This window comes from Myxacorys chilensis (assembly GCF_059505265.1).
In genome coordinates this window covers 119,634-131,872 of sequence record NZ_JCACKG010000159.1, presented here as the reverse complement: position 1 = coordinate 131,872, position 12,239 = coordinate 119,634, and the positions used below count along the sequence as shown (strand labels likewise).

Below are 12,239 nucleotides of genomic sequence, written 5' to 3'. Positions count from 1 at the left end.
TGCTGAAACCACACTCCTCCAGTATCGCAAAATCCACACGTCTAGAACACGACCTAGCTGTTTTAGAGCCTCAACTAGAATCACAATGTTTTGCATCGTGAATGCTCAACTCCCTATGAAAAGCCATCCACCTTATGACATAGGTAAGCTCAACTTAACTGATGAAAGAATCGATATTCTTCTATATCGATTTATTTCCCATGACTGATGAACAGAAATACTCTTAATTTGTATTGTTAAATCAATAGAATATACCGGACTGAACCAGTTTCCTGCGGTACATTCGTCCCCATTTTAGTGATCCCTTTTAGTGTGTTTTGGTGAATTGATCTATGTTTATTTCAAGTCATAAAAAGCGGCTTGCGTTGATCTCGGTTCACGGTGATCCGGCAATTGAAATTGGTAAGGAAGAAGCAGGCGGACAGAATGTATACGTGCGCCAAGTGGGTGAAGCCCTGTCGCGCCAAGGCTGGCAGGTCGATATGTTTACCCGACGTTCTACTCCTGATCAAGCTGGGATTGTGCAACACACACCCGATTGCCGCACGATCCGACTCACCGTTGGACCTCAAAAATTTATCCCTAGAGACGAACTGTTCGAGTACTTACCAGAGTTCGTGCAAGCGTTTCAACAGTTTGAGAGTGATTTAGGAGCACAGTACGACATTGTTCACACGAACTATTGGTTGTCGTCTTGGGTAGGGCTTGAATTAAGGAAACTCCAGGGCACGAAGCAGATTCACACTTATCATTCGCTCGGTGCAGTCAAATATCAAGCTGTTTCAACGATTCCACTGATTGCCAAAACACGTTTAGCAACCGAGAAAACCTGCTTAGAGACTGCAGAACGGATCGTTGCAACGAGTCCGCAGGAAGAAGACCACATGCGATCGCTCGTCTCAACGAAAGGTGAGATTGATATAATTCCTTGCGGAACCGATATCCGTCGCTTTGGTTGTGTTTCCCGTGCAGAGGCCCGTCAGCAGTTGGGTCTTGATCAAGACGCCAAAATTGTGTTCTACGTTGGACGGTTTGATCCGCGCAAAGGCATTGAAACAATTGTTCGTGCTGTAGGACGTTTGGAACTGCAAGATAACTTTAAGCTAATCATCGGTGGTGGGAGCCGTCCGGGTCACAGCGATGGCAGAGAGCGCGATCGCATTGAGAGCATTGTTGCTGACCTGGGCTTGCAAGATGTCACTACTTTTCCTGGGCGCTTAGGGCTAGACAATCTCCACCTCTATTACGCCGCTGCAGATGTCTGCGTTGTGCCCAGCCATTACGAACCGTTTGGCTTAGTGGCAATTGAGGCAATGGCAAGCCGGACGCCTGTCGTCGCTAGTGCCGTAGGCGGATTGCAATTCACTGTGATTCCAGAAGTCACAGGGCTGCTTGCGCCTCCTAAAGATGCTGCTGCCTTTGCAGACGCGATCGAGCGGATTCTGTCTAGCTCTGAATGGCGCGATCAATTAGGACAAGCCGGACGAGAGCGGGTTGAGACGATCTTTAGTTGGGATGGTGTTGCATCTCAGTTGAGTAAGCTCTACAAGCGTGTGTTGAAAGAGTCAAACCAATCAGAAGTCGCGGCGAAAGAGTCTAACGATTCTGCAGTGAGTGCTTGATGAAACCCTAATCATTCTTTCATCGAAACATTAGGACTGGCTCAGAATCAGCAGTATGCGGATGAAACAGAGAATTCATCCGCTATTTCTTTGCTAACTAGATGACTGCTGTCGCAAAGGCATAATCACCCTGCATCACTGGATTCTTGCCCTAGGCTTTGACGAGGTGTAGCTTAAGTCACTCAAAAGGCAGACCCTAGTTGCGAGTCAACTTCTACTCTGCTGTAGAGTCCGCAACAGTTGCTATTCGGTACGCTACTAAATATAGGAGCCTAAGCTCCCAATTAGCAAACTATGCAACTCCAGAGCGAACGTTTGATTGACATAGACTCGATTGATACAGAAGCGTCTGCAAGCCCCGTTGAATCTGCTAAAGCGGTTGGACTGGAGTATGTAACGGACGACATGCCAGGGATTCGACGGCAGAAGTCAGGAAAGAAATTTATCTACTTCGATGTGAATGGCGATCGCATTCGAGACCAAGAGACGATCGATCGCGTCAATTCCTTAGCGATTCCACCGGCCTATAAAAAAGTGTGGATTTGTCCGCTAGAAAATGGGCATCTTCAAGCAACTGGACGCGATGCCAAAGGGCGTAAGCAATACCGATATCATCCCTTGTGGCGTACTGTGCGTGACCAGTCTAAATTCAGCCGAATGATGGCATTTAGCGAGGCGCTACCCAACATTCGACGCCAGCTAGAGAAGGACTTAGCGCGACCAGGATTGCCCAAGCAAAAGGTATTAGCAGCAGTTCTAAAATTGATGGAGTTAACGCGCATTCGAGTTGGCAACGACGAATATGCCAAAACCAATGACTCCTACGGCCTCACAACGCTTCAAGACGAACACGCCGATATTTCTGGCTCCAAAATTCAATTTACCTTCCGTGGAAAAAGCGGCGTCGATCATGAGATTGAAGTCAAAGATAAACGTCTCGCAAAAATCGTAAAACGCTGTCAAGATCTTCCTGGACAAGAATTATTTCAGTATCTTGATGAAAGTGGCAATGTTCAAGATGTCACATCAACGGATGTGAACGACTATCTCAAGGAAATTGCTGGAGACGATTTCACCGCTAAAGATTTTCGAACTTGGGCTGGAACCGTTCTCGCTGCGACTCATCTCTCAGAAATGGGTCGTTTTACCTCACAGACCGCCGCCAAAAAAAATATTACGCAAGCGATCAAAGCTGTTGCCGCTCACTTAGGCAATCGACCCGCAACTTGTCGGAAGTATTATGTGCATCCAGTCATTCTAGAGGCTTATTTGAATGAATCGCTGCATGTTGTGACTGAGAAGCATTCCACGACCATAGTGGAAGACGGTCATGCCCTCAGAGTCGAAGAGCTAATCGTTGTAGCGCTACTGGGTGAAACTGCGTGAAGCAATAAAACCCCCAGCACGAGTGCCAGGGGATTCATCAGGGTGCATCTACCAATCCACTATTCCCAAATTTCAGGTCGCAATCAGGAAAGTTTAGGCAGAATTTCTAGAAATTTGCGCCAAAGTGGGCGATTGGATAAAAACTAACGCGATTAGCGCAGAGTTACGCTTTGCGCTAATGGCACCTACTTTAATCTTCCGCAAAGATGTATTTATAAAGCTCACTCGGATCAGGCTCAGGACTATTGATCGCAAACTGTACTGCATCTTCCACCACAGCTTGAATCTTTTTATCGATATCTTTGAGTTCCTGTTGATCCGCCAAGTTTTGCTCAATTAGGTAGGCTGAAAACTTTTTAATTGGATCGCGAGCCAACCATGCCTCTTTCTCAGCCTTCGATCGCAGTTCATCTGGATCCGCTAACGAGTGACCCCGGAAGCGGTAGGTCAAACACTCGATCAGCGTTGGACCTTCACCAGCACGGGCACGCGCTACGGCTTCTTCAGCAATACCGCGCACTGCCAAAACATCCATCCCATCGACTTCGTATCCCGGCATCCCAAATACGCTGGCTTTCTTGTAGATTTCGGGTTGCGAAGTCGCGCGATCGTGGGCCATACCAATTGCCCACTTGTTATTTTCGACCACAAATAGAATAGGCAATTTCCAGAGTGCTGCCATGTTAAGACACTCAAAGAACTGACCATTGTTAGTGGTGCCGTCGCCAAAGAAAGCGGCCGTTACTTGATCTGCACTCGCATCACCCATCGCTTCCCGGCGATACTTCGTTTGAAACGCGGCTCCAGTCGCGACTGGAATGCCTTCTGCAATAAAAGCAAATCCGCCCAGCAAGCGATGCTTTTCAGAGAACAGGTGCATCGATCCACCCCGGCCTTTGCTGCACCCGGTTGCTTTGCCAAACAGTTCTGCCATCACTTCTCGCGCAGGCACGCCGCAGCTAAGCGCATGGACGTGGTCTCGATAAGTACTGCATACGTAGTCGTCTCCCTGACGCATCGCTCTAATAACGCCCGACGAGACTGCCTCTTGACCGTTGTATAGGTGAACAAACCCGAACATTTTGCCCCGGTAATACATTTCGGCACACTTGTCTTCAAAAGAGCGCCCCAGTACCATGTCCTCGTAGAGCATTAGCCCCTCTTCCCGCGTCACTTGGGCAGGGGCAGTTTGAAATGTGGGAAACGCTCTTTCCTGAACCATAAAAGTAACAACCTCGCTGCAATACCCAATTAGGGACAGAATGTAACAGGGCTAACGACAAAAAGCGTCAGCACTCATAATTTAATCTAAAATACCTTTCTGGTGGGTCAAAGATCAAACAGTCGGCAGAGGATGATAGCGGTTACCGCAGACAAATACCTAAAGCTTCATCTCCTATTCCTATTTAAGGTAAGGTCTGCTCTCTATTAATATAGAGTGTTCTAGAACCCTCGTTCCTAGAACACTCTATATGTTAGACAACTTTAGAGTGAGACCGCTATGATTTAATGCTGCCTGAGCGTCTATCTATCCTTAAGACTGAATGAACAGACCTTAAGACTGATGAACAGATGACTACGCTTTTTTAGGGTAAAATACCGTTTCTGCTAAGACGGGGTATGATGGCTCTCATTCGCTCGTCACGTCCGCTGATCACTTTTGACTGTTGGGGAAGTTAACCGTGCGTATACCGCTCGATTATTATCGGATTCTGGGTCTGCCAAATCAGGCAACGTCTGAGCAGTTGCGGCAGGCTCATCGCGATCGCACTCTCCAACTTCCGCGACGAGAGTACTCTGAAGCGGCAATTGCTACTCGCAGAAGCCTGCTAGATGAGGCATATGCTGTTTTGTCCAATCCTGAGCAGCGACAGGACTATGATGAGAGCTTTCTCGCATCAACTTATGAGCTTGAGTCCAACCCACCGGAAGGGTTGGCAGACGATGCCTTAGACGTTAACACTCCGACGGTCGAAATTGACGATCGCCAGTTGATTGGGGCACTCCTTGTGCTGCAAGAACTCGGCGAGTACGAATTGGTTCTACGATTGGGGCGTCCCTATCTCAGTAGTGGCACAGCCAATCTACGCGATGGGCGCTTTGGCGATCCAAAACTGGTGCTACCCGATATTGTGCTAACAGTTGCGTTGTCTTGCCTAGAATTGGGGCGCGAACAATGGCATCAAGGGCAGTATGAGAATGCCGCAGAAGCGCTAGAAACAGGGCAAGAGCTACTCTTGCGGGAAGGATTATTTGCCAGCGTTCGTAATGAGATTGGCTCAGATTTATATAAGCTGCGCCCCTATCGCATTTTGGAACTGTTAGCCCTGCCGATGGAACACAATGACGATCGGCAGCAAGGCATCCGGCTGCTGAAGGACATGCTACACGAACGGGGCGGCATTGACGGTGCCGGAAACGACCAGTCCGGTTTAAGCATTGATGACTTTCTGCGATTTATTCAACAGCTACGAGGCTACCTAACGGCGGAAGAGCAGCAGGCTCTGTTTGAAGAAGAATCGCGTCGTCCCTCTGCTGTAGCAACCTATCTGGCAGTCTATGCCCTCCTCGGTCGCGGATTTGCCCAACAGCAGCCCGCCCTGATTCGCCGAGCGAAGGCAATGCTAGCGCGATTAGGAAGCCGTCAAGATGTCCACTTAGAGCAAGCGGTTTGCGCCTTGCTATTGGGACAAACCGAAGAAGCGAGTCGAGTTTTAGAACTTAGTCAAGAATACGAGCAAATTGCGTTTATTCGTGAAAATTCTCAAGGCTCTCCTGACCTGCTGCCCGGACTGTGTTTGTATGCAGAACGGTGGCTGCAAGATGAAGTTTTTCCGCATTTTCGCGACCTCGCCCAGCAGCAAGCCTTGCTGAAAAGCTACTTTTCAGACGAGCAGGTGCAAGCCTATCTTGAAGAACTGCCCACGGAAGCCGAAAGCCGACACGATTGGTCGCTCACTCAGAGTTGGAACCGTCGCCAAGGAGAAGCCACTCAGGACTCTAAAATTGCGACTCGTAATGGCCGCTCAACTGGGGCCGTGTCGGTTGAGCAATTCGGTTCTCGGGCGGCAACGGCAACTCTAACCTCGGCTACAGGGTCTACTGTAGCTACGTTGTCGCCTGCAGAGCGCTTTGCCAATCGGTCGTCAGAAGGCAGTTTGCAAGAAGCAAAATCTCCAGCTGGGCGCAATCCTTCGCTTCGACGATCGCGGGGAGGAGATGCTTCGGAGCCTGGTAAAGCTAATCGTAATGGTGCTCAGGCAGACGCGGTTCCTTCCCGTCGAGGAGAGGGATCAACATTGCGTAACCGTCTGCCGATTTTGCTGCTAGGAGTGGCGGCGGCAGGGTTGCTAGGATTTATTTTGATTAAATCTGTCCGATCGCTAATAGGAAGTAGCACGAGTCCTGCAAGTGAGCCGCTGTTAGTACAACTCGATCAGCCTGTTGTTCCCTTGCCGGACGCATCTGAAGCAGCCTCGATTTCGGGAGAGATGAACCAAACAACCGCGCAAGCGGTTCTCGATGCTTGGTATAGCGCTAAGCAAGCGGCAATGGGACAGACGCACTCCCCTGAAAAGCTGGCTCAAATTTTAGCTGAGCCGAAGCTAACCGAGTGGCAGCGTTACTCAGAAGAGGCGAAACGAGACAACTTAGCCATTCAGTATGAACACTCGCTCAAAATCGATAGCGTAGATGTGAGCCAGACCGATCCGAACCAAGCGATCGTAAGCGCAACGGTCACCGAAATTAGAAAATACTTCCAAGGAGCGCAACCGTCTGACACACAGAACGATCGCGACATGCAAGTGCAATATACGATGGTGCGTCAAGATAATCAGTGGCGGATCAAAGACTGGAAATAGTGATTGAGAGAACGTGCCTCTGCACCCTTCATCTGCACAATGCTGTGAGACAGGAGGGCTTGATTCCGCTAAGATTGTTTGACAGTATCGCCCGGTGCAGTGGGCATGATTGAAGTTCTTTTGCATGCTTATACTCCTTTGATCCTATGGACAGGATTGGGAGCGATCGCGCTTCGGTTTTTGCCTCAAACGTTTCCTCGCTTGCTGGGTCGGAGTCTCTATTGGGTCGGTGTGCCTTGGCAGCTTTTTGGGTTGGCGCGGCATACGCATTTTGATCCAACCCTCAGTTTGGCTCCGGTGGTAACGATTGCCACCCTCGGCGTTGGCATTGTTTTAGCATGGCTTATTCTACAAGGCTTAATTGCTCTAAAACAGAGCAGGTTAGACGTATGGATGCCTCCCATCCCGCCCCTTGACAGCCCTCACCAAGGAACCTTTGTGATTGCCTCTATGCTGGGTAATACTGGGTTTATAGGGCTAGGCATTATCCCAACTTTGCTACAAGCAGGAGATATGAGTTGGGCGGTGCTGTTTAGCGTCACGCAAAACTTAGTGGGAACCTACGGTGTTGGAGTTTTGTTGGCTAGTTACTATGGGAGATCTGAGCAGCCAAATCATTGGTGGATGCTGCTACGGGACATAATGACGGTGCCGACTCTGTGGGCATTTGCAGCGGGTTATTTGACGCAATCGGTCGAGTTTGCGCCGTGGGGAAGCGCGATCGCAGACTCGGCGTTGCTGTTTGTAATCCCCACTTCGTTTGTTTTGATGGGCATGCGTCTGGGTCAACTCCAAGGATTGAGTAGCTTAACAGTTGCTGCCATTCCTGTCTTTCTCAAAGTGTTGGTTCTACCTGCCTTGGTCGGCATTGGTACAACCCTCCTAGGACTGTCAGGAGATATTAGACTTTCGTTAATCTTAATGGCAGGCACGCCCAGCGCTTTTGCAAGCTTAATTTTGGCAGAAGAATACAATCTCGATCGCGACCTTGCAGCGAGTTGTATTGCCCTCAGTACGGTTAGCATTTTGCTGACTATTCCACTGTGGCTGCTAATTTTCTAACCCAAACCTCATATAAATAGCACTGTATTAAAAGAGAGTGTATCGATCCGCACTGAAATTCTAAACAATGGTAGAATTGCCCCGACACAGCTATTTCGGTATCTGCACAGTTGTCTTGAATCGTTAGTTATGCCACCCACCTTGATTGCAGAAGGTACGACCGCTCAGTTTAAGTCCACCCTTGGACACATTTTAGTGGTTGAAGACGAAGATTTGATTCGAGAAACCATCGCCCTCGCGCTGACAGAAGAAGGGTACGATGTAACCGCTGCGTCCAATGGTCGCCAAGCACTAGATTTGCTGCAAGCTTCGCCAGGAAAGCCGTCTAGCGCTGCTCCCGGAGTTGTCATTGATCTCATCATTCTCGACTTGATGTTGCCATATGTAAATGGTTTGGATCTCTGTCGGCTGATGCGGCGCGAGGGAAATAGCGTTCCGATTTTGATCCTGAGTGCCAAAGGTAGCGAAACTGATCGCGTTGTAGGCTTAGAAGTCGGGGCAGATGACTATCTCACGAAGCCGTTTGGAATGCGAGAACTTGTGGCTCGCTGTCGGGCCTTGCTGCGTCGGCATCAGCAGTTTCAGACTACACCCAAGTCCTTGACTCTACAATATCAAGGCATCACGCTCTATCCTGAAGAATGCCGTGTCACTGTGCGGGGCGATCTCGTCAACTTCTCTCCAAAAGAATTTAAGCTGCTGGAGCTATTCATGACGCATCCCAAACGAGTTTGGTCACGAGATCAGCTTCTAGAACGAATTTGGGGACCTGACTTTATTGGAGAAAGTAAAACGGTTGACGTTCATATTCGTTGGCTACGAGAAAAGCTAGAGCGCGATCCGAGTAATCCTGAATATTTAGTTACTGTCCGGGGGTTCGGCTACCGATTTGGCTAACTTCTGGGTCATTGATTCAGAGGATTTACATCTAGCGCTCTATATTCTGCCGCTCTTCGGAATTAGAATAATCCGTTAGGGTTGTAAATAATGGCTGTAGTCATTACTATGGCTAGTGCAAGCTAGTTTGGATGCACTGGCGACGCGCCCCTTTTTCTCTAGAATTATGTTGTGAGCTTTTTGTGGTTTCTGCTTGGACTGGCGATCGGTGGTGCTGCATTGCTGATTTACCGAATGCGGTTGAGTTCTCGGCTAAAGCAGCTAACTCATGCTCTCAGCACGGATCAGGCAGGGGTGGGAATTTCGCTGACATCACAACTGACCCTTGCGATCGCGCATCACCAGGAGATCAATCACGATCTAGAGCACGTAATCGAAACGTGGAAACAAATTGTTAACGCGGCACCGATTGGCTACATTCAGGTCGATGAAGAAAATCAACTGATTTGGTGTAACCCCCAAGCGTGTCAGCTGCTGAGCATTCAGTTTGGAGTTCAACACCCTCCACGACTGCTGCTGGAATTAGTGCGATCGTATGAACTCGATTCGCTGATCGAAAAAACTCGGAATTCGCAGCAACCCCGGCAGCGCGACTGGCTATTCTACCCAGCAGCCGTCGATACCGAAAATGTGACTGATCCCCGAACAACCCCGATTCGAGGATCAGCAATTCCTCTCTTTGATGGGGCGGTCGGTGTGTTTTTAGAAAACCGACAAGAAGCCTTTACGTTGACTCAACAGCGCGATCGCTGGGCATCGGATGTCGCTCACGAACTAAAAACGCCGCTGACCTCCATTCGTTTGGTGGCAGAAACGCTGCAATCTCGGCTAGAGTTACCCCTACGCGATTGGGTTGATCGGCTGCTAAATGAGACAGTTCGGCTCAGTATGCTTGTGCAAGAGTTGTTGGATTTAGGGCAGCTAGAGATGAATCCAACTCAGCAACTTCGCCTGAAAAAAGTAAATGTAACCTCGCTGATCTATGCGGCGTGGAATAGTCTTGAACCTCTAGCGACTGAAAAACAGCTACACTTAGAGCATACAGGTCTAGAGTCGGCCATCGTGAACGCTGATGAGGCGCGACTGCATCGTGTGTTTCTCAACCTTTTTGATAACGGCATCAAGTACAGTCCGATTCAGCAGCCGATTCACGTTCATCTTCAAACGGATGACACCGACGAGAAAATGTGGCTGAGAATCGATGTCATCGATCACGGACAAGGATTTCCCAGGCAAGCGTTATCTCACGTGTTTGATCGCTTTTACCGGGCTGATCCCTCGAGATCGCGGCTGGAGCGATCGCGGGATTCTACCGCGACTTCGATTCAGCCGAGTAGTGGTAGTGGGTTAGGACTGGCGATCGTTCGGCAGATTGTTGAAGCTCACCACGGCACTGTTTACGCTAGAAACCACCCTGAGACGGGAGGGGCCTGGCTGCAAGTTGTTCTTCCTTTAAGTCATTCTTCGTTATTAAACTGACATAGAAGATTTGAATTTGAAATCAAACTAGTTTTAGGTGCTCCACTCAAGCATCTCCCTGTACGCTAGACAGCACACCCCCACTGCAATTTGTGAACTTTTAGCGCATCTACGCAGGCAGTTTACGCTATTTAACGGAATCCATGATCGTGTAATATTTATACATACTAGTATTTATACAGGTGCTGCTTCCGTAGTTTGAATGTAGGTAAGTGGTTGATAGAGATCCAGCAGTTCCACAGGTTCCGCCATCGAGTTTGTATGCAAGAACGGGTGCAAAAGCTTCTTTCCCAATGGGGCATCGCCTCCCGCCGACAAGCGGAAGAGATGATCGTGGCGGGGCGAGTCCGGCTTAACGGCGCGATCGCAGAGCTTGGGCAAAAAGCCGATCCGACTCACGACCTAGTTGAAGTGGATGGCAAACGGGTGCAGGTTGAGGCGCGTCCGGCTCGACTATATCTGCTGCTCAACAAGCCTGTTGGCGTAGTATCGACCTGCACTGACCCGCAAAAACGCTCCACCGTATTAGATCTGCTGCCTCCCGAACTTCGGTATCACCAAGGACTTCATCCCGTTGGTCGTTTAGATGTAGAATCGACCGGAGCCTTGCTCTTAACAAACGATGGCGAATTGACCAACTATCTGACTCATCCTCGCCATCACGTGGCTAAAACCTATGAAGTTTGGGTAGAAGGGTTTCCCTCGGAGTCGGTCTTGCGGCAATGGCGTGAGGGAGTTATGTTAGACACTCGACAGACATTGCCTGCTACAGTCAAGGTGATTCGTCGTTCAGAGTCTCAAACCCTGCTGCACGTTGTGCTTCGAGAAGGCAGGAACCGACAGATCCGCCGGATTGCAGAGCAGCTAGGGCATCCTGTTCGACGCCTGCATCGAAGTGCGATCGGCTCTATCAGTTTGCGACGGGGTAACACTTTTCTTGCCTCCGGAACGTACCGTTTTTTGAAACCCTCAGAAATTTCTTCTTTAAAGTCCCCCTTAAAGTCTCATAGTGGTTCACAAGTCGTCATGTTGTCAGCACAGGTGAAGGAGCGTAGCGTATGAAGAGGCAAATTCTCCAGCACAATCGGGAGCAGTCCGAACGGCTGACCGAGCTAGGAATGCGTCTTCGCGATCTGCGCCAGCAGAAAGACATTCCTTTAGAAGAGATTGCTGGCAAAACTCGAATTCAGCCGCGGCTGTTACGCGCGATTGAGCAAGGCAAGCTAGAGGAACTGCCAGAAGCGGTCTATATTCATAGCTTCTTGCGTCAGTACGCAAATGCGCTCGGGCTAAATGGTGTTCAGTTCGCCAGCGAGTTTCCAACGATTTCAGGATTACCCGCCTTTCGTTCTACACGATCATGGCGGAGTCTGCCGGGAGCGCAACTGCGCCCGATGCACTTATATTTGCTCTACATGGTGTTGATTGTTGCTGCCGTAAATGGGCTGTCGCTCCTGGTAAATCGCTCTGCTCAATCTCCAGTTGCAACGGCGGATCTGCAAACGCTTCGACCGATTCCATCGGTCATGTTAGGTCCGGTCAGCCCGGCACAATTGAGTGTTAGTAAGGTGGGTGCGAAGAACCAGCCGAAAGGAGTTCAAAAGTCAGTGCGTTTGGGCGTTACATTGACGGAGCAATCATGGGTGCGAGTCGTTGCTGACGGCAAAACCGAGTTTGAAGGCGTCCTCTTGGAGGGGAGCCAGAAAACGTGGTCGGCAGATAAACAACTCGTCATCCGAGCCGGAAACGCCGGTGGAGTTTTGGTTGCATTTAACGACGAGCAAGCAAATATCATGGGGCAGCCTGGCACGATCGCAGAAAGGGCATTTCCGCCTGATGCTCAGTTTGCCAATTTGCCCGAGAATATGCCTTATGTAGAGCCAGTAGTTGAGTCGCCCTCGCCTTGAGATTTGTTGAACGCGAGGCGGTT

Annotated in this window: 9 protein-coding genes; 8 read left to right on the top strand and 1 reads right to left on the bottom strand. The window is 49.6% G+C overall.

What is annotated here, in order from left to right:
• Positions 1-332: 332 nt before the first annotated feature.
• Both AC5JLB_RS13020 and AC5JLB_RS13015 read left to right on the top strand, forming a co-directional pair.
• Positions 333-1,622: a glycosyltransferase family 4 protein gene (locus AC5JLB_RS13020; protein WP_495874255.1), complete on the top strand. Its 1,290-nt coding sequence runs from the start codon at positions 333-335 to the stop codon at positions 1,620-1,622.
• Between the two features lie 294 nt (positions 1,623-1,916).
• The gene (locus AC5JLB_RS13015; RefSeq protein WP_495874254.1) at positions 1,917-3,008 is read left to right on the top strand and encodes a DNA topoisomerase IB; all 1,092 of its coding nucleotides are present in this window, start codon (positions 1,917-1,919) and stop codon (positions 3,006-3,008) included.
• Between the two features lie 190 nt (positions 3,009-3,198).
• Here the strand turns inward: AC5JLB_RS13015 and pdhA are convergent, their stop codons facing one another.
• Complete coding sequence (pdhA, locus tag AC5JLB_RS13010) at positions 3,199-4,230, bottom strand: pyruvate dehydrogenase (acetyl-transferring) E1 component subunit alpha (RefSeq protein WP_495874253.1); 1,032 nt, start codon at positions 4,228-4,230, stop codon at positions 3,199-3,201.
• Positions 4,231-4,690: 460 nt separating this feature from the next.
• Between pdhA and AC5JLB_RS13005 the strand changes: the two genes are divergently transcribed.
• The 6 genes from AC5JLB_RS13005 to AC5JLB_RS12980 all read left to right on the top strand — a co-directional run bounded on the left by AC5JLB_RS13005 (position 4,691) and on the right by AC5JLB_RS12980 (position 12,216).
• Positions 4,691-6,871, top strand: a complete 2,181-nt coding sequence (locus tag AC5JLB_RS13005) for an IMS domain-containing protein (protein ID WP_495874252.1) — start codon at positions 4,691-4,693, stop codon at positions 6,869-6,871.
• A gap of 105 nt (positions 6,872-6,976) precedes the next feature.
• Complete coding sequence (locus AC5JLB_RS13000) at positions 6,977-7,933, top strand: AEC family transporter (RefSeq protein WP_495874251.1); 957 nt, start codon at positions 6,977-6,979, stop codon at positions 7,931-7,933.
• A 129-nt stretch (positions 7,934-8,062) separates the two neighbouring features.
• A complete protein-coding gene (locus tag AC5JLB_RS12995; protein WP_495874250.1) occupies positions 8,063-8,830 on the top strand; it encodes a response regulator transcription factor in 768 nt (255 codons plus the stop codon).
• A 171-nt stretch (positions 8,831-9,001) separates the two neighbouring features.
• A complete protein-coding gene (locus AC5JLB_RS12990) occupies positions 9,002-10,309 on the top strand; it encodes an ATP-binding protein (protein ID WP_495874249.1) in 1,308 nt (435 codons plus the stop codon).
• Between the two features lie 273 nt (positions 10,310-10,582).
• Complete coding sequence (locus AC5JLB_RS12985) at positions 10,583-11,371, top strand: pseudouridine synthase (protein ID WP_495874248.1); 789 nt, start codon at positions 10,583-10,585, stop codon at positions 11,369-11,371.
• The gene (locus AC5JLB_RS12980) at positions 11,368-12,216 is read left to right on the top strand and encodes a helix-turn-helix domain-containing protein (RefSeq protein WP_495874247.1); all 849 of its coding nucleotides are present in this window, start codon (positions 11,368-11,370) and stop codon (positions 12,214-12,216) included. Before AC5JLB_RS12985 ends, AC5JLB_RS12980 begins: the two co-directional genes overlap by 4 nt.
• Positions 12,217-12,239: the final 23 nt, after the last annotated feature.

Coding starts and splice junctions, on each gene's coding strand:
- AC5JLB_RS13020 (WP_495874255.1), top strand. CDS start 333: ATGTTTATTTCAAGTCATAAAAAGCGGCTTGCGTTGATCTCGGTTCAC.
- AC5JLB_RS13015 (WP_495874254.1), top strand. CDS start 1,917: ATGCAACTCCAGAGCGAACGTTTGATTGACATAGACTCGATTGATACA.
- pdhA (WP_495874253.1), bottom strand. CDS start 4,230: ATGGTTCAGGAAAGAGCGTTTCCCACATTTCAAACTGCCCCTGCCCAA.
- AC5JLB_RS13000 (WP_495874251.1), top strand. CDS start 6,977: ATGATTGAAGTTCTTTTGCATGCTTATACTCCTTTGATCCTATGGACA.
- AC5JLB_RS12995 (WP_495874250.1), top strand. CDS start 8,063: ATGCCACCCACCTTGATTGCAGAAGGTACGACCGCTCAGTTTAAGTCC.
- AC5JLB_RS12980 (WP_495874247.1), top strand. CDS start 11,368: ATGAAGAGGCAAATTCTCCAGCACAATCGGGAGCAGTCCGAACGGCTG.